Genomic DNA, 24,268 nt, shown 5'->3' with positions numbered 1-24,268 from the left:
TATCTTGTTAATCGCTTAAGAACTTGTCTGTCGCAATCAACGTATATAACTATACTAAGATATTGGATAATCGTCAACCCTTATTTTAAAATTTTTTTACGTAGTTAATTTTGCTTTGTTCGCGAATTTTTCACTTTCTTTTCGTAAATTTTGTACTATTGATTGTGTTTTGGTGGTGAAATTATAAATTACAACTTGTAATTACTCATTATTATCTTTAAATCCGAAATAAATTTTTTTCAAAAAAATATTTTTTTCTTAAAAATAATCCAAAATATCCAATAATTTACTATTATTTCCCCTTTTTTTATCTAAACTTTCACTAATTAATTTTTAATTCCATCAAAAATTGTTTACTTTTATTTTCTTCATCCCCACCACAAACAAAAAAGCCGAGAAAAAATTCTCGACTTCAACATAGTAAAACTATTCTTCTGTTAATTCAGAAGTATTTTTTACTTCAAAGCAAGTTTCACTTGTATATCCCCCACTTGTATATGACATATCCATGTGGTTAATTGCGCTTGTTGCTTCGTATAACTTATCTGCATCTGTCCCCATCACTAACATCTTATATACCGGATCTTTGCGTGAGAATTGTGGTTTTTTCACAACTTTTGCTTGTAGGCCAGTTTGTTCTTCCATCGCTTTGATGTTGTCATCTTGTGCTAAAGTTGACCATGTATCTTCAGTAAACCAACTAATTGATAACATTGGAAAATATTCAGCGATAAATGTTGCGATTTTTCTGACATCATCATACATAATTGGATGTTCATTTGCGAAATTTTGTGTCATCTTTGTCCTCCATATTTTTTCTTCTATTTATTATACGCTATTGCTCCTAATAAAAAAAGATTGAGAGGCTTTTCTCTCAACCTTTTTGCTAGCTTAATCTTTTAAGTGTCCGGTTTCTAGACCCGTCAACTCTTCTATCGTATCCACTGCTTCTTGGTAGCGGTCGTAGAATGTGTAGTCCTTACTGATTGGGCTTAAAGCTACTAGCTTATCTTCTAAGCCGTATTCTTTTACCTGGCGTTCTAATTCTTCATAGAATCTCACACCATCATTTGCCCATTCTAAATTGCGGTTACCGTCATCTTCTACCACACCCGTTGGCATCGTGCCCAAAATCAAATCGACGTGTTCGTGGGTAATATAGTAATCAAATAAAGGCTTCAAACTCTTAAATTCTTCATCTGATAAATATAACTTCGCGTACACGCTAGTTGCCAATGGGGTTGTATCCAGTAAGGCAATTCCATTTTGAGTATTATCAATCACCTTAGAATTTTCTTCGTGTTGACTGGTTACAAACCAACGATAATCATCAACCGTCAAGTCGTCATCATTAATGCCCAACTTATTTTCAAATTCGCGGGCTGTTTCTTCGGAATGGTTGGCGTTAAATGTTTGCGATAAGCGGCGAATCAAAGTTGATTTCCCCGTAGAAGGAGCGCCAATAACCGCAATTTTTTTGGTAAAGTGCGACTGAAACGGCTTAGTAATCAAGTTGAAGTATTCCATCGGATGATTGCGAATCATTGTCGCTGAAATTTCAAATTGACCTCTATCTGATACGATTGCGTTAAAATATGTAGGATCTTCCACGATTCTTAATGCATCCGCTTCAATTTTTGCGTCTGCTAGCAAGCGGTTACCTAAGGCTTGCATTCGATCTCTAAATCTTGCTTCAAGTTCTTTGCCATATTCAGGTTCACCAACATAAAATGAAATGCGTTCTAAATCAAAGAGCGTTCTATCACCAACCATCGCGCTTTGCATAATATCTAACAAGGCATCCATCCATGGATTCCAGCCGTTTGGCATTTGCGGCATATCAGTTTCATCTAAACCAGCCACAAAAACACTTGGTTCTGGTTGGAATAAAGTTTTGATTTTACGCACGCGTTTTGCTAGCGGTAAGCCGATTAAAGCGCCGCGATCATCCGCGTAACCTGAGGCAATCACAACCGTTAAGTCGTTTTGGGATAGTGATTTAATTACTTCTTGATAGTGGCCCTTGTGAAATGGCGCGAAGGTTCCGAAGACCACGCCCATCGTTTTAGCACTTTGAGCCACCCGATTATAAATTGGTGCTTTTGGTTCTATCATGTCGTCCTCCTATTTGGCATCATCTTGAGGCTTGAACCAAAGGTAGGCTCCGTAAAGCGAATTGATGAACATCACGATTTGTAAGATGAACATTGTAATCGCTGCGGGTCCCCCATTTGATAATTGAACACCCCAGATTTCGACGTTGATGGCATTTAGTAAAATCCATGCCACCCATTGACTACGGAAGCCAAAAGTCATTAGAATTTGCCCCGCAATCCCTAATGGAAGTAAAGTCGCATCCACATACGGATTAGTTCCGTTGGCCTTTAGACTCACGTATAAGACGACAAAATAAATCGCAATTGTCCCGATGATTGATAAAATCACTAGCGGTAAACTCATTTTTTTGGCTTTAAGCTCTTTAGTTCCATTTTCAATCTTTGCGTCTTCGGCAATGTCTTTATGCCACGCACTGATTCCAACGAATTGCATAATAAAGTAGAACCCTTGCGAAAACATATCGCCGACTAAGTTATTTTCGATCGCAATCACGAACCAAACGGTGGTACTAATCATCCCCCAAAAGTAGTTCGTCAAGCGACCTTGATCGATTAAAATTAAGTTCATGATCGTCGCAATCCCAGTAATTAAGCCAATCCAACCCATTGTTGAAAAGTCCTTACCATAAATAAAGGCAACAACTTGCGATAGTAACATCACCAACATCATGATTTTCGTGGCGCCCTTGAGTGTCACGATATCTTTGACATTTTCCTTAGGTGAAAAGACAACTTTGAGACCTTTTGCGAGGTCACGAACAGAATTATTAAACATAAAATAAACATCTCCTACTGTTTTTTTCGAGGCGTGATCGGAAGCAACCCTCGTTTTGTTTGATTTTACCTAGTTAATGTAGCATAACTAGGAATTTTGTACAACTGTTTTCTCTGCTACTAAAAATGCACCTCACTTGAGATGCATTTGACTAATTATTTTTCGACAACTTTCATGTTGTTAGAAAAAGCAATGATATCATTAAGCGCGTTATCTTGTTTGGCTTGATCAATCATTTGCTTAGCGGTTACGGGTTCCGGTCTAAAACCACCATCGCCGCCATCTAAGAAATATTTGCCATCAACTTGCGTGTAGCGCACCCCGTTTTTGCCGTTTAAAGTCACATACCAGACTTTTGTGGCTGCTTGAGGTAAGCCGTAGCGACCTTTAGCGTATTCAGGGGCATTTTTAACTGAGAAGACTTGAACTTTTCCTTTAGCATCACCGAGTTGATTAACGACTTTGTTTTCTCCTGACATCGCCATGAGTGAGTGGTGCTTCCAGATGTACCACCATGAAAGGGCCGCTTCTTGTTTTGCGGTCAAGTTTTCTGGATCCAGCTTCACAGCTTTGACTTGGTGGACTTGATGATGAGTAGCGGCATTAACGGCCGTTGGTGCCATCAAAACAAGCAAAACTGCGCCAAATGCAACGACGTATTTGATTATTTTTTTCATATATATACCTCCGATTTGTTCTATTCTTATTATAGAAAACTTCGCCATTTTCCTCAATGCTTGGGGAAAATCTTGGTGAAAACTTCAAGAATTTTCCGTGAGAGGCCTTGGAGTTGTCCTTGCAAGCCAACCAATTTACCCGCAAAAAAAGAGGACGGAATTATTTCCGTCCCCCAACAATTTAATCGATTACTAACATTGCCTTAATGGCTTTTCTTTGGTCCATTGCTTCGTAAGCTTGTTGTACATCATCTAATTTGTATGATTGCGTGAATACTTTACCTGGGTGGATTTCACCTTTTAGAACTGCATCCAATAAGACTTGCTTGTCGTAAGTTGTTACTGAAGCTAAGCCCCCACGTAAGCCCACGTTCTTCCATAATAATGAGTTAGCTGATGGTTCTTTTTGCGGCACCCCGACACGACCGATAATCGCACCAGCATGAGCGATTTGGCCGGCTTGTTCGATGGCGGATTCAGCCCCGACACATTCTAAAACAGCGTCTGCACCAGCTCCATCTTCCGTTAAGGCAAGCACATCTTTAACCGCTTGATCGCCACGACTTGATACGATATCAGTTGCGCCAAATTCACGGGCTAATTGCGCACGATCTTCGTGGTGGCTTAATGAAATAATCTTCTTTGCGCCCCGTAATTTAGCCGCAATCACTGCACTTAAACCAACAGCGCCATCCCCGATAACCGCAACGGTATCGCCCTCTTTAACCAAAGCACTCGCAGCGGCATGATAACCGGTTGCCATGACATCAGATAATGTAAGTAAGTCTTTTAATTGATCTTCAGTGTAATCTTCTGGTTTCCCTGGGATTTTCACAAGGCCCCCGTCAGCTTGGTTGTAATTAATATATTCTGCTTGGTAACCTGTGACATCACGGCGGTCTTTAGCGATACAATTACCGTCATATCCCGCACGACAGTTGACACACTTTCCACAACCATTTGTAAATGGCACGATTACAAAGTCACCAACTTTAATTTCTTTGACATCAGCACCAACTTCTTCAACCACCCCGATAGCTTCGTGACCAACTTGACCACCATGCTTGCGGTCGCCAATGCCTCTGAACCACCATAAATCAGACCCGCACACACAAGCCCGCACAACCTTGATTAACGCGTCTTTTGGGGTTTGTAAACTTGGTTTTTCAATTTCTTTAATTTCAACCTTTCCAGGTTCAGTAAATACTGTTGCTTTCATTAATTCGTCTCTTTTCTTTATTTAGGATATTTTTCAGTATACATGTTTGGCTAGCTTAACGCTAATTATATGTTTTATATACCTTTATGGTATCAAATCAGTATTTTTTAAAAAAATTTGGATTTTCTCTTTCTTTTTTGGTAAATATTGTCTATAATAAAAGTATCAAATAAAGAGAGTTACTTAAGCAGTAACTCTCAGGAACATTCAGATTTTAAAGTGAATGTTCAGTATAATTTGATTTTAAACACCCTGCAACCACTCCACCCTTGTGGTTGTCATTACTTTTACTATAAAATAACGAAAAATCTGCGAATCCCACTTTTATCGCGGATTTCTCAAGTCAATCTAAAAAAGAGGATGGAATTTTGGTTCCATCCTCTTTTTAGTTACCCAATCAGAATATCTTCTTTTGGATAGTGATATGATTTTTGTTTGGGTTTTGCATTTAAGATTGAATACATTACCGTATAGATCCCGACCCGACCAATAAACATTAAAATCATAATGATTGCTTGGCCGAAGTAATTGAAGTAATGCGTTACACCTAAGGAAATACCCGTGGTTCCAAAGGCCGCAACCACTTCAAAGGTCACATACTCCAAGGTATCATGCTTGGGTAAAGCTTGCGTTTTGGTTAAAACCACAATGGCCGCAATCACTAAAACCAAAGCGACCCAGATTAAGGCAATCGCGCGGAAAATATTTTCCTGTGAGAATCTGCGGTGCGCAAAGGTTGGTTCTTGTTGGCCTTTAAGCGTAGAAATACTCTGAATAACCAATAACCCAACAGTGGTGGTCTTAATCCCTCCCGCCGTTGATCCCGGAGTTCCGCCGATAAACATCAACATGATGGTAAAGGCCATCCCTGAAGCTGTGAGTTCATTATATGGAAAAGTAATTAATCCCGCCGTTCTTGGCGTAATTGCCATAAAAATCGTATTAACTAAGCGTTGTTTAACGTCTAATTGATCGGCCAATTGACTCAAATTATTTTCCGTAATAAAGTACATTACAAATGATAAGGTGAATAACGCAAACCCTGTTCTTAAAGCCAGCGTTGTATGTAATGATAAGCGGTGGTTTTGGCGATAAGTTAAGATATCTTTCCATACCAAAAATCCAAGCGATCCCGCTAAAATTAAGAACGCAAAAACGCCTAAAACATAGGTATTATTAGCGAAATTTTGAACACTGTTTCCAAACAAGTCAAAGCCAGCATTACAAAAGGCTGAAATTGAATGGAAGATACTAAAAGCTAAGCCCTTTTGAAATCCATAACGGGGATAAAAATCAACAAATAATAAACCCGCGCCGATAATTTGAATCGCCACCGATAATTTAAGAACCAAATAGACAATATCAAATTGTGAAACCGTACTTAAATTCAGCGATTCAGAGGTCAAAAGCTTCGTGGACATACTCATTTTTCCACGGATCAACAAGAACATCAACACCGTGAAGGTCATAAAACCTAATCCACCGATTTCAATTAAAAGCGTGATTACCAACTTTCCAAACCAACTCCAGTGCGTGGCGGTATCCACCAAGGTAATCCCCGTCACACAAGTCGCACTGGTTGAAGTAAACAGCGCGGTCATGAAGCTAGTATGTAGACCCTTGTTCGTTGAAATCGGCAGCATCAATAAGAAAGTTCCTATTAAAATCACGAAGATAAAACCAAACGTCAGTACTTTAGGAAAAGAATACTTGTGATGATTGATTTCAATCATTATTTTGCCTCCGTTATTAACTTTTATCCTCTATTATACTAGATTATCGCGGTAGATGTTATTTTTTTATGTATCTATCTGCATTTTAGTTTGTATTTTCGCGGATTATCATGTAGAATTTATTTGAAAAAAGGCGACTAATTTTAGTCCCTTTTTGAGATTGTCGCGTACGGTCTTTTTATTTATAAGTTCTAAAGATGGCGTATGTTCCTTTCCATTTGAAATTTTGCGCTGAAATTTTATGCATACGCAGTATTTTTTTGAACAGATCGCCGTTGCAATCGTATATAAAAAGGTATCAGTTAGTATTTTTTACTGACTGATACCTTTTTTGGTGTTTAATTTTCTATACATATAATTACGCGATTTGCTAGTTCGTAATATTTGATAGAGATAGTTCAATTATTTTATAACTCGAGCTATCTTTTTATTTATATCGTACTACCATCTCGCCTACTAAAAATCACAATCTATCATATTGACTTTTATCCTAATTTTAGTTTATCATAATAAATGAAAAGAGTTACTGTACTCCAATACAGTAACTCCTAGTGTCAGAGACGGCATGTCTAATTACTTAAACTTACCGCTTAGCTTTTGGTGTGCTATAAGCGGTTTTTTTGTGCTTTAATGCACCAATAAATAAACTATTACAGGCAACAGTTCTAGGATTATCACTAATAAAATAAATAATGATACATAGAGCACCTGCATAGTCTTTGATGGAATGTCCGCAATAACTTTTGCCAATTCCACAAACCACTTGAGCGGGTTCACGACATCTTATGTTTCCTTTCGTCTGCGTAAGTGCTAGACCCGATATACTCACCTCTTGCTCCATAGGCAACACTTCCTTTCACAAGGTACATGCCGCCCGCTGACAAAAAATATTATATCAACGATTATAATCCTTATCAACTTGATTATCTTTTTTATCACAAAATCTTGTCTTGCTTGATCCAGAACCTGCTTCAAAGAAAAAACGTGAATCTATTACTTCTTCTAAACTCTAACAAGTAATTAATTCACGTTTTTTTGTGGTTTTATTATGACTAAATCAGTTTAGCATATATATATATGCTAAGCAAGTTTAGTTAAGCCATACGGCCTCTTTTGGCCCTTCGTCAGCTTGATTTTAATCGCGATTCCGGGCCAGCCTCCTAGCATTTAGCTACGAAATTCCCGCCATCTGCTTCGCAGATAACGTGACTTTCTAGGCTAACTGTACGGAGTCTTTATTGGCCTCCATCAGCTTGGGGGAATCGCGATTCCGGGCCGGTGCCTAGTGCTTAGCTACGGAGTCATTCGCCATCTGCTTCGCAGATAACGCCTGCTCCTAGGCTAATCATACGGCCCCCTTTTGGCCCTCCATCAGCTTGGGTTATCTGCTTGTTGTAATCTATACAACCCCGCATAAGACCCATCCAATGCCATTAACTCATCGTGGGTTCCTCTTTCGATTACTTCTCCTTTATCCAACACCAAGATCAAATCGGCGTCCTTGATTGTTGATAACCGGTGGGCAATCGCGATTGTGGTTCTTCCCGAGCGCATTTTGGCTAAACTTTGTTGAATCTTTACTTCAGTTTGCGGATCGATATTTGACGTGGCTTCATCCAAGACCAAAATTTTGGGATCGCGCACAATTGTACGGGCAAAGGCCAATAATTGGCGTTGACCGCTTGAATATGTGGCCCCTCTTTCCGTTACCTTGGCGTGATATTTACCGTCGAGTTCTTCGATAAATTCATCTGCAGCGACAAATTTTGCGGCCTGCTTAACTTGTTCATCCGTGATTTGGTCATCAAACATACGGATATTTGAGGCGATATCTCCATAAAATAGGAATGGATCTTGAAGTACTAGACCAGTTTTCTTACGTAATTCTGCGGGTGCAAATGAACGCAAGTCATGGCCATCAACCAAGATTTCGCCGCCCATATATTCATAAAAACGCAATAACACGTTGATGATTGAACTCTTACCTGAACCCGTGTGGCCGACCAAAGCGACCGTTTGTCCTGGGTTGGCGGTAAAGGAAACATTTTTTAGCACGGGATTTTTGTCGTAAGCAAAGGTCACGTTCTTAAATTCAATCTTCCCGTCAGTAATCTTGGCGTTTTCATCAACTTCTTGTTTAGGGGCGATGGTGTCATCATCTAAAACCTTCAAAATTCTAAAGCCCGCAACCAAACCATCTTGGAAAAATGGCATGTAATCCATGACGTTCGATAGCGGATTAAAGAAGTTTTGGACATAAGTTAAGAAGGCATAAATTACCCCTGCTTCCACGAAGACGTTGTGGGTAGTTTGCACCCCGAAAATTGCGAGCGCAAAGATTTCCGCTAACGAATACATCAACGTTACAACTGGGAATAAGAAAAATGAATTAATGTTAATCATTTTTTGACGGCGCATGGCGTAGTAATCATTGATTTTATCAAATTCTTGTTGCATCCGTTCTTCTTGATTGAACTGTTGGATAATTCCCATCCCCAACAATGATTCATTAATGCGCGTATTAATCGTACTTAAAGCTTCACGAATTGTTCGATAAATCTTGGAACTAATCCGTTGGTAAATGTAAGTTGTTAAAAAGATCACTGGTACAAAGGCTAAACTGGTTAACGCGATTTTCCAGTTCACACTGACCATCGCAACAAAGGCGGTGACCATCGCAAAGAAAGTGATGGCGATTTGTAAAAACAAACTCCAAAAGTCAAATAGCGTTTTCGTATCGTTAGTAACGCGCGAAACGATTGATCCGGTTGGCGTACTATCAAAATACTTAAGCCCTAAGCTATGAAGTTTTTTAAACAAAGTTACCCGAATATTTTCTAAAGTGTATTCAGCCCCCATTGAAAAGGCGAATGCTTGAATAAATTGGGTGATGGCCTTGATAATTGTCCCCAAGAAATAAAGGGCCGCAAACGCTAAAATCAAGTTCCAGCCCGCATTTTTATTGGTTAAAACATGGTCCATGTAGTATTGCAGTAACTGTGGTAAAAAGACATTCACAATCCCCAAGAAAAGCGCAAAAGCAAAGGAAATCACGAAGTATTTTTTGTATGGTTTGGCAAAAGGCAATAAGCGCTTAATGATTGTCGCTTGATCTTTTAATGTAAAGGCCTTGGCCCAAGCAGATTGTTTATCCTTCATTATTTTTCCCCTTTCTTTTCTTGTAAATCATATGTTTGAGCGTACCAACCGCCCGCTTTTAAGAGTTGTTCATGTGTTCCTCTTTCGATAATTTGGCCTTTATCCATGACGAGGATTTCATCAGCCTGACTCACTGATGACAAACGACTCGCAGAAATAATTGTCGTCTTATCTTGACGGCTTTCATGCAATGCATCTAAAATGTGGTTTTCAGTTTTAGCATCAACCGCTGAAAGCGAATCATCTAAAATTAAGAGTTCTGGGTGAGATAACAAGGCGCGCGCAATCGCCAAGCGTTGTTTTTGTCCCCCAGATAATGAAACCCCCATTTCTCCAACTTCGGTTTCATAACCTTCTTCCATCCGTAAAATATCGGCGTGAACATCGGCAATTTGGGCCACTTTTTCAACTTCTTTTTGAGTCGCTGTCGGATCAGCGAAGCGAATGTTTTCTTTCAAGTTCATTGAAAACAAGAAGTTAGTTTGCGGAACATACCCTAAAGCTTGCATATAGTTTTCAAAAGGATAACTGGTGATAAGATGATCGCCCATTTTGATTTGACCGTTGTAGTGATCGTATTCTCGCATCAATAAACGTAAAATAGTTGACTTACCCGATCCTGTTTCGCCGACAATCCCTAAAGTTTGTCCGGCTTTAACCGTAAAGTGCACATCTTTAAGCTGCGCTTTTTTCGGATCATCAGGAAAGGCAAATTCATCCACATCAAAGCTAATATCGCCGTGAGGTTGGGCTGATTGTGCTAACTTAGCCGGAGTAACCCGGTCGTTTTCTTGGGCTAATAATTTTGAAATTCGATCGTAACTAGCATTTCCACGTTCCAAAATGTTAAACAAATGTCCAATCGCAAACATGGGCCATACCAAGGCTGCCATGTAGGAAATGAACGTTACCAATTGCCCGATGGAAATTACATTGTGAATTACATAATAACCACCTAAAATGATAATCATGACGTATGAAAGTCCCATAATTAAAGAAGTCATTGGGTCAAACAAGGCATCCAAGCGATAAGCTTTCTTGTTGGCGGCAATCGCATGGTCAACATGCTTTTGAAAATCTTGGGCATCTTCTTGTTCTTGACCTAATGTCTTAATAACTTTAACGCCTAAGATACTTTCTTGCGTCTTATTGTTAAGATCAGAAAAGGCAGCTTGTGCTTTTTCGAAAGCATTGTGAATCTTGTTACCTAAAACTGTTGCCATCACGGCTAACAATGGGAGGGGTAAAATGGCAAGAATCGTTAAGCGCCAATCAACAAACATGGCCATCGCAACAATCGTGGTGACCCCCGTTGCGAGCGAATCGGCTAACATTAAGATTCCAGCGCCGGCGACATCCCTAACTGCATCAATATCGTTAGTTGCGTGCGCCATCAAATCACCGATTCGGTGTTTTTGATAGAATGTCTGATCCATCTTTAAAAAGTGCTGGAATAATTGGCGACGAAGAGTTTTTTCTAAAATAACGGATCCCCCGAAAATGAAGCGGCGCCACATGTAACGCATAATATATTGCGCCACGACACACAATAGAAAAATCCCGAGATATAACCACAAGTGTGGCATGGTTAAGGTATGCTTGTCGATTTGATCAACAACCAACCCAATCATACGTGGTGGAAAGACGTTCACAATCGATACGGCAATCAAGGTCAAAACCCCTGCTGTAAAGATTTTCCATTCTTTCTTGAAAAACCACGCGAGTTTTCTGAAAATTCCCATGAAAATTCCCTCTTCTTTCTTAATATTTTCTTTAATTTTAGTCCGTTAAGCACAATTTTTCAAAACTTTTTGCCTATATTTTTAAAATTGAAAAACCGACTTTAAACATAGGACAAATTTTTTGATTTCTCCTATGTTTAAAGTCGGTTTTTTGATCTTCTGACAAAAAAGCGCCCCTAAAAATTCTCAGTCGTTTTCTAAGCTAATATCTTAATGAAAAAATAATCCATTTAACGCGAGCTTGTGGCTTTCTAATTCATGACGGATAATTTGCCAAAGAGCTTGGTTATCTTTTGGCGATAGTATGCGGATATTCATCCGTACCACTTCCTTTGCAAATTTTTCCCATTATAGCAGGTTTTCTCTTCGATTTCCCCAAAAAATACGCTAAATCCTTGTGGGATTGACTTTGAAAATGTTTTCTATTACCTTGCATACCACTTTACATCTTTTTAACAATCCTGTAACAATTCACCTAAAAATCCCTTTTTTTACGAAACAACTTGTTTATAAAGGCTCCTTTACTCCTTATACTATAAGTTTTTAGCCCTTAACAATTATGTTACGGCTTGATTTGGTGGTTTTTGACAAGTTTTCTGATTATCCGTATACTCTTAATTGTTAAATAAATTTTAAGATTTCCAAAAATGTAAATATAGATTGTACAGAAAGGATTTAGATTATTTGAAAGACAGTAAACATTTATTACTTCTCGGAGCCACAACGCTTGCAGGGACAGCCTTAGGCGCTGTTAATGTATCGGCTGACAATGTATATACCGTTCAAGAAGGTGATACATTAACTGGCGTTGCTGCTAATTCAAAAATTGACCTTCAAAAATTAGCGGATGACAACAACATCTCTGCTGATAGTTACTTACATGTTGGTCAACAACTTGTAATCAAGACGCAAGACAACAAAGAAGACGCAAACGTGCCTTCTGCAAGTCAAGCAATCCAACAAGCAGCTTCTTCATCAAGTCAAGCAAGCTCAAGTTCATCATCATCAAGTAAAGATGAACACAAGTCAAGCTCTTCACAACGCAAACAAGAAAGCAAAAAAGACGAAAACAAAAAAGATGAAAACAAGGAAGTTCAAAATGCCCTTCCTCAATTAGAATCTCAATTAGGACACACTTTAAATAATGGTCAATGCTATGGATTGACTGCTTGGTATGTTCAACAATTAGGTGGTCCTCAATTAATGGGATCAGGGAAATCATTTGCTCAAGACATTGGAACTGACTATGACTGGAGTGCATATGGTTGGAGCGTGAAGCAATACCCTTCAATCCAAGATATCAAGCCTGGGGATGTTATTAACTGGGAAGCTGGTGGCGCCCTTAGCCCTGGTATCTACGGTCACACTGGGGTCGTTGTTTCAATCGATGACAAAGGTAACATGACAACCATCGAACAAAATGCGGAACAAGGTCAAGTTGCAGCTAAATACAACCGTACATTTGATCAAACACGCATCAAGTCAGTTGTTCACAAGGACGCAACTAGTTCAAAAACAACTGATAAATCAGAAGCTCAAACTACAACTCAAAACGATGCTTCTAAAGACCAAGCACAAAAACAAGATAACAACCAAACTCAAAACCAAACAAACGGTTTATCTGCAGCGGACGCTCAAGCTAAAGAATGGATTGCTGCTCATGAATCAGGCGGTAGTTACACTGCCCAAAACGGTCAATACTACGGTCGTTATCAATTAACAGCATCATACTTAAATGGTGACTTCTCACCTGCCAACCAAGAACGCGTTGCCGACCAATACGTTGCTTCTCGTTACGGCTCATGGTCTAACGCTCAATCATTTTGGTTAGCTAACGGTTGGTATTAAGATTAGCGTAAATTATGGAACACATCTTTCGGGATGTGTTTTTTTTGTAAAAAAAATCCTTGATGCTCAACGTTTGATGGTTGAGTATCAAGGATTTAAATCACTTAAACAACAACACTATAGACTGTAAGTAAAAACCAAATGGCATAAAGAACAACGCTTCCCCATTTGTATTTCTTCAATTCAGCGTGGTCATAACTAAGCAACCAAATATTAGCGGGAATATCAATCGCCCACACTAAAACGATTATGACATCCATGAAATCGTTGGCAGCATACTTGTGTTGCACTATTTCAAGAACATTAATAATCACGAGTAAAATCATCAAAATTAATGATATCCTCCGGAACATCACACTTCTCTTTGATTTTCTGAGATGACTTCTTGCATCCGTATTCGCTTTGGCATCTTTTTTTTCAACTCGCAACAGTTCCCAAAAAATAAATCCTGTTATTATGTAAAAAATAATATCAATATACTGCATAGTTTCTCTCTTCCTTTCTTACATTAATATTTTACCCATATTACTGCTGCAAGCTCAAGTTTTGATTACAAAAAAGAGTTCTATAATATTTTTTACTGATGAAAATTTTGAAGTATATTTCAAGATTATCATCAGTACTTTTTCATTATAATTAACTTCCATGCTGCTTTTTACTTCTATTTTTTATTTGTATAAATAATAGAATCACTCTGAAATACAGGAATAGTCGATATTTTTGATTATTTCAGCATTCTATGTTACTATTTACTTATAAATAAAAGAGAGCAACTACGTGGAATAGTTACTCTTAGCATGATCGTTTCGGCGGTCTTACATATATAAAGTTAATCGTTTAAGACCGTCTTATTGACGGTTATTTTTTTGCCGTTTTCTAACGGCTTTCAATCGTTCAATCGCTTCAAGTAAATTTGTCAAACTATTGATAAATCCTGAGCTGCTTTTTCTTCTATTTTTATTTGTATAAACAATATAATCACTCTGAAATGCAGGAATAGTCGATGTTTTTGATTATTTCAGCATTCTATGTTAGGATTTAATTGTAAACAAAAAGGAGTAACTATTGGTAGTAGTTACTCCTAGTATGATCGTTTCGGCGGTCTTCATTTATTTTTATTTCTTATATAAAGACCGTCTACTGACGGTTATTTTTTTGCCGTTTTACAACAGCTTTAAATCGTTCAATTTATTCAAGAAAATTTGTCAAACTATTGATAAATCCTGAGCTGCTTCTTCTTCTATTTTTTATTTGTATAAATAATGGAATCACTCTGAAATACGGGAATAGTCGATGTTTTTGATTATTTCAGCATTCTATGTTATTATTTATCTGTAAACAAAAAGGAGCAACTACTTCCAATAGTTACTCCTAGTATGATCGTTTCGGCGGTCTTCAATTTTAATTTAAAAATTATAATTTATAGACCGTCTTATTGACGGTTTTTTTTATGTCGTTTTCTAACGGCTTTAAATCGTTCAACCGCTTCAAGCAAAGTGGTTAAACTATTAATAAATCCTGAAATAGCATTAACTAAATCAGTCATAGTTTCAACTGCTTTTACCATCCAACGTTTGAATTAAAAAACAGGAATAGTCGATATCATTGATTATTTCAGTATTTTATGCTATTATTTATCTGTAAACAAAAAGGAGTAACTACTTCCAATAGTTACTCCTAGTATGATCGTTTCGGCGGTCCTCATTTAATTTAATAAAGAATTAGACCGTCTTAGTGACGGTTTTTTTTATGCCGTTTTCTAACGGCTTTAAATCGTTCAACCGCTTCAAGCAAAGTGGTTAAACTATTAATAAATCCTGAAATAGCATTAACTAAATCAGTCATAGTTTCAACTGCTTTTACCATCCAACGAATGAACATTACTAGCACAAATAATGTACCAGCTAATACCATCATGGCGAATCCCTTTCTCTTATAGTAGGGTTTACACTTAGAGAAAATCCCATTGGCATCACCCCCGATCAAGAAGACCGCCTTTGACCATATCTAATATTATATCATACAAAACGTTGATATATCAACGTTTTATTATCAATATATTTATATACACGTGACATATTTATTTAGATTTCTTCATCAGTATTAATTGACAAAGAGCAAAAAAACCAGGGAAAATCCCTGGTTTTATAATCCTCTAACATAGCGTTCGAATTCATCGGCGAATTCAAGGGCCGCTTGCTTGCCGTAGTTTCTTTCAATTGTTTGTAACATTGACATCATCACGATTTCAATGTCGAATTCATTAGTTTGTTCAACCACGAGCTTAAATAAACGCGCGGTCGTCACTGCCTTAGTGGCTTTTAATTCTGATTCCCATTGATTAAAATTGCGATAAGTCGACTTACCTTGCCCAATCACTAAAAAATTAGCCTTACTGGCTTCAATTAAGTATGGGAGATATTTTTGATCATAATTTTCCATTATAATCCCCCCTTCATTAATTGGCGCTTGTATTCTTGTAAGGTCGCAATCATTGAAGTCTTAAAGTTTTCGCGCGCCTTATCATCCATCGCATAAGTCGCTTGGGCAATTAAACGGCGCATCTTGAGTTCTTTGCCTGACTCTAAAGCCATCATCCCCAACAAATACCCCATATCCGTATTAACACGGAGATTATCTTCATTGAACTTCTTAATCAAGACCTGCCCGCCGCCTAACATTCCGACATACAGCATTCGTTCACTTGGATTGTTAAGATTGACTTCTTGGCTTTCTTCTTTCATGATATCCTTATCATCTTGCATAATATCGCGCATTATTTTCCTCGTTTTCATTACTTTTCTTTAATTATAACGAAATTGCGGGTCAGTTGCCAATTTCGGAGGTTGGAAGCTAAGAAAATTGTTAGAATACTTCTCGTTTTATATTCCTTTTATAATTCTTTTATAAAAGGAATATAAAAAACACTGCATAACCATCAGCTCTATCCGAAAATTATGCAGTATTAATTCAAAAATTATTCTCTTTTCCTTTCCACATCCCAACAAACGCATTATCTAAACAAACAACCGCTTGCCCGACGCCAAGAGTGGCTAGTTTTCTGGAATCGAGGTTTGGAATCTGTAAGCTTTTTTCTTCTGTTGTTGTTGCCAAATGGTGGATCAAGAAATTCGAAAATTGTCCTAACATGCTGGCAGGTAAATCCAACGGGGATTGGGTAATTAACGCTAAATTAAGCCCATATTTGCGGCCTTCTCTTAACAATTGGAACATCCCGTTTTCACTTAAATCCCTTAATTCGTTTGGTAAATAGCGATGTGCTTCATCCAAGAAAACCGTGATTGGAAAACTCTTTGATTGTTCCATTCGTAATTGTAAAATTACTTGCATTATCAAGGAAAGCACTTGTTTTTGGCTTTGCGGATATTTTTTTAATTCTGAAATATCAATCACCAATGCCCGTTTTTTAGCTTTCATTTTCGTAAATAAAGTTAACACATAGCTGATTTCTAATTTGGATTGGCCTTTTCGGTTGCGGGTACCGAAGATTTGACGAAAAATGTCAGCGTGATTTTTAGCTTCTAAATCTAGAATCTGATCCCAAGCTTGATTGATTTTTTGCCGGTCATATACTTGCCCCAACAAGTGATAATCCGCACGTTCATCACCATAAGGTAAGACGTATTCTTCGATAACTTGTTGGCTCAACAAGTCATAGTTGTAGTTTCTCATCCAAGATTCCAACTGATTGACCGCCTCATTATGCTCTTTGATGGGCCGGTTATTTTTAATATAAACGCCCGTTTTATCTTTATGCAAATTCGCCTGAATTTTCAATGAGGTAATCGCGTTGGCGACTTTTTTCATCAAATTGTCATCTTCAATATCCATAATTGACAACAGTTGTGGCGCCGTCAATGACCCTGGATCAATGTAACAGTTCTCGCCCAATTTATAAACCACCATATTTTCTTGATGGCTGTATTCGCCCGTCGGATCTAAGATGATGACCGTTTGATCGTTTTGCTTGAGTTCTTCAATCATGGTTAAGGCCGCCGTGGTTTTCCCACTACCAGTCTGGCCGGTAACCAATAGGTGTTGTTTAACCAAAGCTTTAGCTTGCATGTTGCTCACCTCTTTTGTAATATATCTTCATTTTACAACAAACCACCGCTCACAAAAATAACTTACTTGCGCAACGCTCTAAGCGCCCAGGTTTTTGCGGATACGTAACGTAAAAACACCTTTCGAAGATTAGCTTAGCAAAAGAAAAAGAGTGAGTTATTATTTTTAACTCACTCTTTTTTGTATCTGTATCAATAGATTTATAATCAGAAAAAATATTTCCGTTAAGACGTTGTTTCATTATTTTTATTGTTTCTTCAAAAGAATCTGTTAGTTATACGGAATTGATTCGATATATTTTTTTACAATTTTTGGGTAGTATAATCCTGCATAAGAGGCAATTAGAAAGACGACTCCTGCAAAAATTTCTAGGTTTCTAGTATATTCTACTTCATAACCTAACATTTGATTTATAACAGCGGTCAGGTTCAAAAGATAACCAATGGATGCTGAAATCATTTTTATTCTTCGCAGCCTTTGAAATTTTCTTCTTTCTTTTTTAGGAATTGTATCTAAAATTTTCTTTGCCCTAGGAACGATTTTTTCCTTCGTATTAACGTGGTTAACAGTGATATTTGTTAACATGCAAGTAAAACCATAGTACATTGGAAAATAAGCGTAAAAATAAGCGTATATGTATAACTCCATTTTTTCCCCCCTACTTTTCGTTTTTGATGCAAATCAGCGTAAACTGATGCACCCATTAGAATGATGGCTAAGCTAGCTTATTAATTTATTTGAATTCAGTAATGTCTTTAGCCGGCATACGCACAGAATCATAACCTGCTTCTTTGGCCTTACCGACTGAAATCATCATCACAGGTACGTAACGCTTAGGATCTAAGCCCATCTTTTCAGCCATTTTATCAGCTTCATAGCCGGTCATGGCGTTGGTGTCGTAACCATGTTCGCGCACAACTAACATGAATTGCATGGCTGCCAAGCTCGTGTCGATTTTAACAACTTCGCGCATCCATTGTTCTGAAAAACCATCGTAAAATGGCTTGATGAATCCAACTTGACGATCGTAAACTTCTTTTGGCATCTTGCCCGTAGCTAATGCTTCATCATAAATCTTGTTGAGGTTGGCTTGGGGTTGTAAATCTCCGAAAAAGACTACGACCGCTGCACTTGAGCTAACTTGGTTCACGTTAGTTGAGATTTCTAAGATAGCATCTTTAGCTTCTTTAGATTCCGCAACCACAAAGCGCCATGGTTGTAAGTTAACCGCAGAAGGTGCAGTGACAGTTTCATCAAGCATTTCAAGCATTTCTTCATGAGAAATCTTAACGTCTTCATCGTAAACTTTAACGGACTTACGATTGAGTAAAATATCTTTAAAATCGTTGTTCATATTTTTGTTACCTCTTTTTTTAGTTTGGAAAATCTCCTCAAAGCACTGCGATGGCGCGGATATAAGCTAGATAAGCTACCCTTGCAGCTCTTGGGGTCACCTGGGCAACCCTTGTGCCTTAAGCTCAGTCACGCTACATCCCTGTGTTATTGATAAGATTTTATCTTCTTTTTTATTATACACCCTCTATCTAAAATTACGGTGAAATTGGTCTCAAGAAATTTAGATTTTGGCAGTTTTGTAAGCTGAAAAATTTTAGTTACAATATGTTTGGTTATGCATTACTATATATTTATACATACTATTAAAAATTCGTTTCACGTCTTTTCCCGAATAGCTTTTTAGCTATTCGTTTTTTTCTGGCAGTATCTATCTTTTTCGGATTCTCATCGCTTGATTGCCCCAGTTCTTGGGCAATACGATCAACATTTTTGCGATATTCGTCGATAATCCGCCATTTAATTCCTTGAAAGTAATAGCCCATCGACCGTTGTCTTCCCTCTTTTTGATCTTGGGCATACATTTCCGCCAACAAAATAATACCTACTTGAACCATATCTTCAAAATCCGGATGCCTCCTTTCATATCCTAATTGACGTAAGGCCTTGTATATCAACTTCTGATTTTCTAAGGCAAATTCAAAGGCTTCAAACATATTTAACTCGCTCCTTTCCTTTGATGACTTCATCTTAAAAGGGTTTCTTGGATTTGCCTAAGGAACAAAAATCCCTAAATCAGACTGATTTTTGCGTTTATCAGGAATAATAATTACCCCTCATTACTTCATTAACTTGCTTTTCAGGAATTATCTAATTTATATCAGGATTTTAATTTCAATTTTTTATTTCTTCTATTATAAATAGTTACAGATTTGCCTTTATCCATAACAAGAATTTATTGTTTTAATAATTACCATTTATTACATTTGAATACATCTTAAACAACTTAATAATAATTCGATTATTTTTCATGAAAATATTTTTCTAGACAGATAGTATGGAGATAATTGCCTTTAATTTAGTCTTTTAAAAATTTACAGTCATTATTTAAAATTAAAAAATTTAGTTAAATTCGATAAAAAAATTCATATTTTCTTCAAAAAATCACCCAAATATATTGCACAAGGATAATCGCTGTGTTATTCTTTTATATGGAAACAACAACAACATATTTTTCAGGAGAAAGGGAATTATAAACTATGTTAAAAGATCTTAAAGAATTTTTACTTAAAGGTAACATTTTAGATTTAGCTGTTGCCGTTGTAATGGGGGCTGCATTCAACGCAATCATCACATCACTTGTTAAGGATTTAATCACACCATTAATTCTTAACCCAGCTTTAAAAGCTGCTCACGTTGAAGACATCGCTGGCTTATCATGGAACGGTATTGCTTACGGATCATTCTTAAGTGCCGTAATCAACTTCTTAATCGTTGGTACAACTTTATTCTTCGTTGTACGTGCTGCTGAAAAGGCTGCTGCATTAGGTAAGAAACAAGCAGAAGAAGCTGCTGAAGAAGCTGCAAAAGAACCAACACAAGAAGAATTACTTGCAGAAATTCGCGATTTATTAGCAAAGAAATAATTTTTCGCAATAATTAAGGTTAGGGTTTGACCCTAGCCTTTTTTTCTGCCATTCTTGTCTAAAATAGCTATCAGTTCTATAATTACTAAGTATGAAAAAGAATTGAGGATTGTTTATTATGGAAAAGACCAAGAAAAAAAGCCTCTACACCAAAGATGTCATTTTGGTGATGGCGGCTTCATTTTTCTTCTTATTTACAAACATGTTTATGAATACCATTATTAATGGTTACGCTAAATCACTGGGCGCAAGCACCACCTTTGCGGGCTTTATCGTCAGCACAATGAGTATTACTTCTATGCTTTTGCGTCCAATTGCCGGGAATTTATCCGATAAATTCTCCAAATACGCACTCTCATTATTAGGTGGATGCTTGATTTTAACGGGGATTACCGGTTATATCTTCACGCCGAACGCGCAGATGTTAATGCTATTTCGGCTTTTAAATGGTGCCGGTTATGTTTTATGTACCGTTTGTATGACAACTTGGCTCGCTCATCTTGTTCCAAGAGAACACATCGGCCAAGCCATGGGATTTTACGGGTTAACCAATGCCTTAGCGATGGCGGTGGGACCTGCGATTTCAATTAATCTCTACAAGCGTTTAGGTTATCACGCAACTATTGCGATTGCTGTGGCAGCCGCTATTCTAATCATTTTAATGGTCGTATCGGTTTCTGATCATGCTGTTCCAGTGAAATCCAAGCACGCCCAAGCACTTGTAGCAACTGGCAACAAGCCAAGATTCAAGTTAATTCAAATGAACGCTTTGCCGGTCATGTTATTAACGACTTTATTTGCGATGCCATATTTTGCCACCCAGGCGGATTTAGTTGAATACGTTCACTTACGTCATATGGACGTTACTGTGGGGGCATATTTCTTTATTTACGCAATTTTCTTATTATTATTGCGGATTTTCTTGAAGGAATACTTCGATACCATCGCTTTTGGCCCATGGTTAATCGCAAGTACGATTGCGACAGCCTTTTATCTATTAATGTTAACCATTATGAAAAACAACTTAATGATGGGCCTCGCCGCAATCGGCATGGCCGTTGGATATGGGGTTATTTATTCCGTCCTTCAATCAACTGCCCTCTTGTTAGCTCCAGTTGAAGAACAAGGGATTGCGAGCTCTACATTTTATTTAGGTGCTGATATTGGAATGGCATTAGGCCGATTGTTGGGGGCTTTGTAACCCACAACCTTGGAGCCGCTGCCTTTTACCCTTCAATGATGATTATCATCCCTTTGATTATCATCATTTATCTTACATTTAGAAAACGACTTAATAACGCGATTAATAACCACTAAAAAACTGGGAAACAAATATGTTTCCCAGTTTTTTTATTATTCTATACTAAATGGTGGACCATGCGCATGTAATTACAGTATTCTGGACTTTGCCACGTACTTTCAAAATTCCCCCCTGCAATTCGTCCCATATTATATAATTTTCGTACGGTTATCATTGGAATATCAAATTGTTTAGCCCAACGATTTAATTCAGGTAAATGGGATCATAGTCTCGTTCTTTGATTTCAAAAGCTCGTTTTAATAATTCAAAGTCTTCATGATGAAGCGAAAATTTTCTTCCATTGAAATATACGAAGTCACGATAGAGCGTTTCCTTTTCACCTTCAAAATAGACGGTTGATTTAATATCTTCCATCCCAATATCCGATACAAATCCCGGTTTCACACCAACCAAAGCTAGCAAGGCATTTGCCGCTTCATTCAAATCCCCACCATCTTTCACAAATTCTCTTAAGGCATCTTGCCAAAAATTATATGTATATACTACACTTTCTTCATAATAATTTTTATTAAATTCTAAACTCATTTTTATTTCCTCACATTTCTTATTTATTGTACTAATTTATGTTAAGTAAGTTGTATAGATTTAAACTTATATAATATCCTTGATATTACGTCTTATATCCTAATTACCGATGCTGTAATAGTTCAGTTGACCCCAGACTGGATCTAAGTTTATATAATTTCCATCTTGTCGGTACAAAATATAAACTGCCTTCCAAATATTTTGGAAATATGAGCTAAGCTTAGTTTTAGCAAAACGCCAACTACCGTCCTTAACGGTATGCGCCTTGCTTTGCTTTGCTTTACTCATATTTAAGGCATCTTCATAATATTGATAAACCGTAATTTTCTTTACCACTTTTTGGCAGTTATACTTGGCGGCTTTCAATCTTTCTTGATTCAAATATCGCCAATTCAATATATTTGAAAACATCATCTTTTCCTTTCTTCTTCAATACTTTGGGTATCTGCCGTAGCCTCTCGACTCAAGCTTAAATTATTATGGTAACCATTTTATCCTCCCTTCAAAATAATAATCAGCCTTCATCATTGAACACGACTGAATTATCATTTTTATTCCCTTTATATTTACTAATGTAAATTAGATAATTATAGATATTTAAATTATATAAATCAAAAAAATCATTATTTATCTGATTTACATGTTATATATTATTCTCATTTCTTAAAAATGTCAACCCTTTTATTTGATTTTATTATATAAATATTAAGATTTATTTTAAAACGAAGAGAGGTTAGTTCTATTTCGGGTGATCCATTCACATCTTGGAGCCACAAAAAATCCTACCTTGATTACGAAAATTTCGTTATCAAAGTAGGATAAGATATAAACTAAATCACTTTAAATGGAACGACAGGTTGCGCCATTGGATGATTAAAATTGAATGTTTCTAATGGTTGGAAATCATTCGGTTTTAACCATGAACTTACACCGCGCGCTAACATTAAGTTGGCTTCGTAGGCATCATTTTCTTTTGTCGTAAATGGAAGTAAGACAACTGGTTTTTTCATTGCGACGAACATCCCGATTTCAAAACAAATGCCTTCATCAATTTCATCCATGTCATATAAAGCGACGCAAACATCTGACGTTGCGACCGCATTAACATCATTATTGTATGTAGCCACTTGCCATTCAAGCGATCCAAAGATCCCTTCTGGATCAGAGTTAATTGAGGCGTCCTTATATTGAAAATCAAATGGTTGATGTACGATTCCGACTGTGGGATTTTTTTCCAATGCCAACAAAGCATCTTCCACTCGCTGAATTTGCGTCGGATTAAAATAACTTGTCGCAAGATAAATTTTAGTAGTTGCTACCTGATCTGTATTCTTCATATCGACCCTCCATAAAAATGTGCGCATCAAAGCAAAACAATCGCTCCGAAACTATATGTAGTGTTTAATTTTCTAGTTATACACTAGGTTTTGTGGTTGGGCTCAACCTTGTTATCTATACTAACTGAATTTTTAACGGATGTAAAGTCAATTTTGGGGATTATTTTTTTGTTTGTTGTTAACTTAGGCAAGAGGACTAAATTTTATTTTTTTGATTATAAAACGGGCGCAAACCTCTGATTTTAATCAGGGTTAAGCCCGCTAAACTAATTTATCTATTTTTTACCATAGTAACCTTTAAGTTGTCTTCTCATGGCTTCAGTATATTGAGATTCAATATATTTTTCTACAACTTCCTTACTCATATCGCCTAAAGTCCCCATATAATAGCTAGGCGACCACAAATGTCCACCCCATAATAATTTTTTAGTTTCTGGATATTGTTTGAACCATATTCTAGCTGACGCTCCTTTGAGATTTTTAACAATATTGGATGGAGCGTATTTTGGCTTAAAAGAAATTAACATATCCACATGGTCTGGCATAACCTCTAACTGACTAACAGTTATTTCTGAAATAGTTGCTTGTCGTTGTAAAATAGCTTTCATAGTGTCAACTTTCTCTTGAGTATCAAATATTTTTCTTCGATATTTAGTAACGAAAACTAAATGAAAATTGAAATTATAAACGTATCCCTCTTCATGTATAATCATTTACATACCACCCTTTCGTTGCTATAATAATTATAGCATATATTTCTCGAAAGGAGGTTACATGAATGGTTAAAAAG

24 protein-coding genes and 2 pseudogenes are annotated in these 24,268 nt (G+C 37.1%); 4 read left to right on the top strand and 22 right to left on the bottom strand.

Annotation, left to right across the window (positions count from 1 at the left end):
- Positions 1-426 precede the first annotated feature (426 nt).
- The 9 genes from JCM14209_RS06230 to JCM14209_RS06190 all read right to left on the bottom strand — a co-directional run bounded on the left by JCM14209_RS06230 (position 427) and on the right by JCM14209_RS06190 (position 11,422).
- Positions 427-798: an HAD hydrolase family protein gene (locus JCM14209_RS06230; protein WP_025022678.1), complete on the bottom strand. Its 372-nt coding sequence runs from the start codon at positions 796-798 to the stop codon at positions 427-429.
- A 93-nt stretch (positions 799-891) separates the two neighbouring features.
- The gene (locus JCM14209_RS06225; protein WP_035520083.1) at positions 892-2,115 is read right to left on the bottom strand and encodes an AAA family ATPase; all 1,224 of its coding nucleotides are present in this window, start codon (positions 2,113-2,115) and stop codon (positions 892-894) included.
- A gap of 9 nt (positions 2,116-2,124) precedes the next feature.
- Positions 2,125-2,892 (bottom strand): nicotinamide riboside transporter PnuC, encoded by a 768-nt coding sequence (gene pnuC / locus JCM14209_RS06220; protein WP_025022676.1) that lies wholly within the window; start codon positions 2,890-2,892, stop codon positions 2,125-2,127.
- Positions 2,893-3,047: 155 nt separating this feature from the next.
- Positions 3,048-3,569 (bottom strand): hypothetical protein, encoded by a 522-nt coding sequence (locus JCM14209_RS06215; RefSeq protein WP_025022675.1) that lies wholly within the window; start codon positions 3,567-3,569, stop codon positions 3,048-3,050.
- A 181-nt stretch (positions 3,570-3,750) separates the two neighbouring features.
- Positions 3,751-4,788 (bottom strand): zinc-binding dehydrogenase, encoded by a 1,038-nt coding sequence (locus tag JCM14209_RS06210; protein WP_025022674.1) that lies wholly within the window; start codon positions 4,786-4,788, stop codon positions 3,751-3,753.
- Between the two features lie 389 nt (positions 4,789-5,177).
- Complete coding sequence (locus tag JCM14209_RS06205; protein ID WP_025022673.1) at positions 5,178-6,521, bottom strand: TrkH family potassium uptake protein; 1,344 nt, start codon at positions 6,519-6,521, stop codon at positions 5,178-5,180.
- Positions 6,522-7,104: 583 nt separating this feature from the next.
- Entirely contained in the window at positions 7,105-7,362 is a 258-nt protein-coding gene (locus JCM14209_RS06200) for a hypothetical protein (protein WP_025022672.1), read from the bottom strand.
- A gap of 530 nt (positions 7,363-7,892) precedes the next feature.
- Positions 7,893-9,680 (bottom strand): ABC transporter ATP-binding protein, encoded by a 1,788-nt coding sequence (locus tag JCM14209_RS06195; protein ID WP_025022671.1) that lies wholly within the window; start codon positions 9,678-9,680, stop codon positions 7,893-7,895.
- The gene (locus tag JCM14209_RS06190; RefSeq protein WP_025022670.1) at positions 9,680-11,422 is read right to left on the bottom strand and encodes an ABC transporter ATP-binding protein; all 1,743 of its coding nucleotides are present in this window, start codon (positions 11,420-11,422) and stop codon (positions 9,680-9,682) included. The genes JCM14209_RS06195 and JCM14209_RS06190 overlap by 1 nt, the downstream gene beginning before the upstream one ends.
- A gap of 933 nt (positions 11,423-12,355) precedes the next feature.
- Between JCM14209_RS06190 and JCM14209_RS10570 the strand changes: the two are divergent.
- A pseudogene (locus tag JCM14209_RS10570) lies at positions 12,356-12,832 on the top strand (CHAP domain-containing protein); the annotation flags it as partial.
- The gene (gene apf / locus JCM14209_RS10590; RefSeq protein ID WP_476703326.1) at positions 12,824-13,270 is read left to right on the top strand and encodes an aggregation-promoting factor; all 447 of its coding nucleotides are present in this window, start codon (positions 12,824-12,826) and stop codon (positions 13,268-13,270) included. The pseudogene JCM14209_RS10570 and the gene apf, both read left to right, overlap by 9 nt.
- Before the next feature lie 104 nt (positions 13,271-13,374).
- Here apf and JCM14209_RS06175 read toward each other — a convergent pair whose 3' ends face one another.
- The 9 genes from JCM14209_RS06175 to JCM14209_RS06135 all read right to left on the bottom strand — a co-directional run bounded on the left by JCM14209_RS06175 (position 13,375) and on the right by JCM14209_RS06135 (position 19,365).
- Positions 13,375-13,755: a hypothetical protein gene (locus JCM14209_RS06175; RefSeq protein ID WP_025022668.1), complete on the bottom strand. Its 381-nt coding sequence runs from the start codon at positions 13,753-13,755 to the stop codon at positions 13,375-13,377.
- A gap of 947 nt (positions 13,756-14,702) precedes the next feature.
- Positions 14,703-14,837 carry a hypothetical protein gene (locus JCM14209_RS10410; protein ID WP_263640355.1) on the bottom strand — a complete coding sequence of 45 codons (135 nt, stop codon included), beginning with the start codon at positions 14,835-14,837 and terminating at the stop codon, positions 14,703-14,705.
- A 164-nt stretch (positions 14,838-15,001) separates the two neighbouring features.
- Positions 15,002-15,187, bottom strand: coding sequence for a hypothetical protein (locus JCM14209_RS06165; protein WP_025022667.1), 186 nt, complete (start codon positions 15,185-15,187; stop codon positions 15,002-15,004).
- 228 nt (positions 15,188-15,415) lie between these two features.
- Complete coding sequence (locus JCM14209_RS06160) at positions 15,416-15,712, bottom strand: hypothetical protein (protein ID WP_025022666.1); 297 nt, start codon at positions 15,710-15,712, stop codon at positions 15,416-15,418.
- Entirely contained in the window at positions 15,712-16,047 is a 336-nt protein-coding gene (locus tag JCM14209_RS06155; protein ID WP_025022665.1) for a hypothetical protein, read from the bottom strand. Before JCM14209_RS06155 ends, JCM14209_RS06160 begins: the two co-directional genes overlap by 1 nt.
- Positions 16,048-16,240: 193 nt before the next feature.
- Positions 16,241-17,356 (bottom strand): ATP-binding protein, encoded by a 1,116-nt coding sequence (locus JCM14209_RS06150; protein ID WP_025022664.1) that lies wholly within the window; start codon positions 17,354-17,356, stop codon positions 16,241-16,243.
- Positions 17,357-17,626: 270 nt separating this feature from the next.
- Positions 17,627-18,004: a hypothetical protein gene (locus JCM14209_RS06145; RefSeq protein ID WP_025022663.1), complete on the bottom strand. Its 378-nt coding sequence runs from the start codon at positions 18,002-18,004 to the stop codon at positions 17,627-17,629.
- Positions 18,005-18,089: 85 nt separating this feature from the next.
- Entirely contained in the window at positions 18,090-18,710 is a 621-nt protein-coding gene (locus JCM14209_RS06140) for a nitroreductase family protein (RefSeq protein ID WP_025022662.1), read from the bottom strand.
- Positions 18,711-19,014: 304 nt separating this feature from the next.
- A complete protein-coding gene (locus JCM14209_RS06135) occupies positions 19,015-19,365 on the bottom strand; it encodes a hypothetical protein (protein WP_025022661.1) in 351 nt (116 codons plus the stop codon).
- A 543-nt stretch (positions 19,366-19,908) separates the two neighbouring features.
- On the opposite strand from JCM14209_RS06135, the gene mscL reads away from it, so the two are divergent.
- Positions 19,909-20,295 (top strand): large conductance mechanosensitive channel protein MscL, encoded by a 387-nt coding sequence (mscL, locus tag JCM14209_RS06130; RefSeq protein ID WP_025022660.1) that lies wholly within the window; start codon positions 19,909-19,911, stop codon positions 20,293-20,295.
- A gap of 118 nt (positions 20,296-20,413) precedes the next feature.
- Positions 20,414-21,612: pseudogene (locus JCM14209_RS09285) on the top strand (MFS transporter).
- A gap of 187 nt (positions 21,613-21,799) precedes the next feature.
- Here JCM14209_RS09285 and JCM14209_RS06120 read toward each other — a convergent pair.
- The 4 genes from JCM14209_RS06120 to tnpA form a co-directional block, all read right to left on the bottom strand.
- Positions 21,800-22,141, bottom strand: coding sequence for a hypothetical protein (locus JCM14209_RS06120; RefSeq protein WP_025022659.1), 342 nt, complete (start codon positions 22,139-22,141; stop codon positions 21,800-21,802).
- Between the two features lie 99 nt (positions 22,142-22,240).
- Entirely contained in the window at positions 22,241-22,555 is a 315-nt protein-coding gene (locus JCM14209_RS06115) for a hypothetical protein (RefSeq protein ID WP_162148753.1), read from the bottom strand.
- A 416-nt stretch (positions 22,556-22,971) separates the two neighbouring features.
- Positions 22,972-23,478: a nucleoside 2-deoxyribosyltransferase gene (locus tag JCM14209_RS06110; protein WP_025022657.1), complete on the bottom strand. Its 507-nt coding sequence runs from the start codon at positions 23,476-23,478 to the stop codon at positions 22,972-22,974.
- A gap of 275 nt (positions 23,479-23,753) precedes the next feature.
- Positions 23,754-24,191, bottom strand: coding sequence for an IS200/IS605 family transposase (gene tnpA / locus JCM14209_RS09280; protein WP_025022656.1), 438 nt, complete (start codon positions 24,189-24,191; stop codon positions 23,754-23,756).
- Between the last annotated feature and the right edge of the window lie 77 nt (positions 24,192-24,268).

The sequence above is a fragment of the Ligilactobacillus hayakitensis DSM 18933 = JCM 14209 genome (assembly GCF_000615845.1).
GTDB lineage: Bacteria > Bacillota > Bacilli > Lactobacillales > Lactobacillaceae > Ligilactobacillus > Ligilactobacillus hayakitensis.
This window is presented reverse-complemented; position numbering and strand designations above follow the sequence as displayed.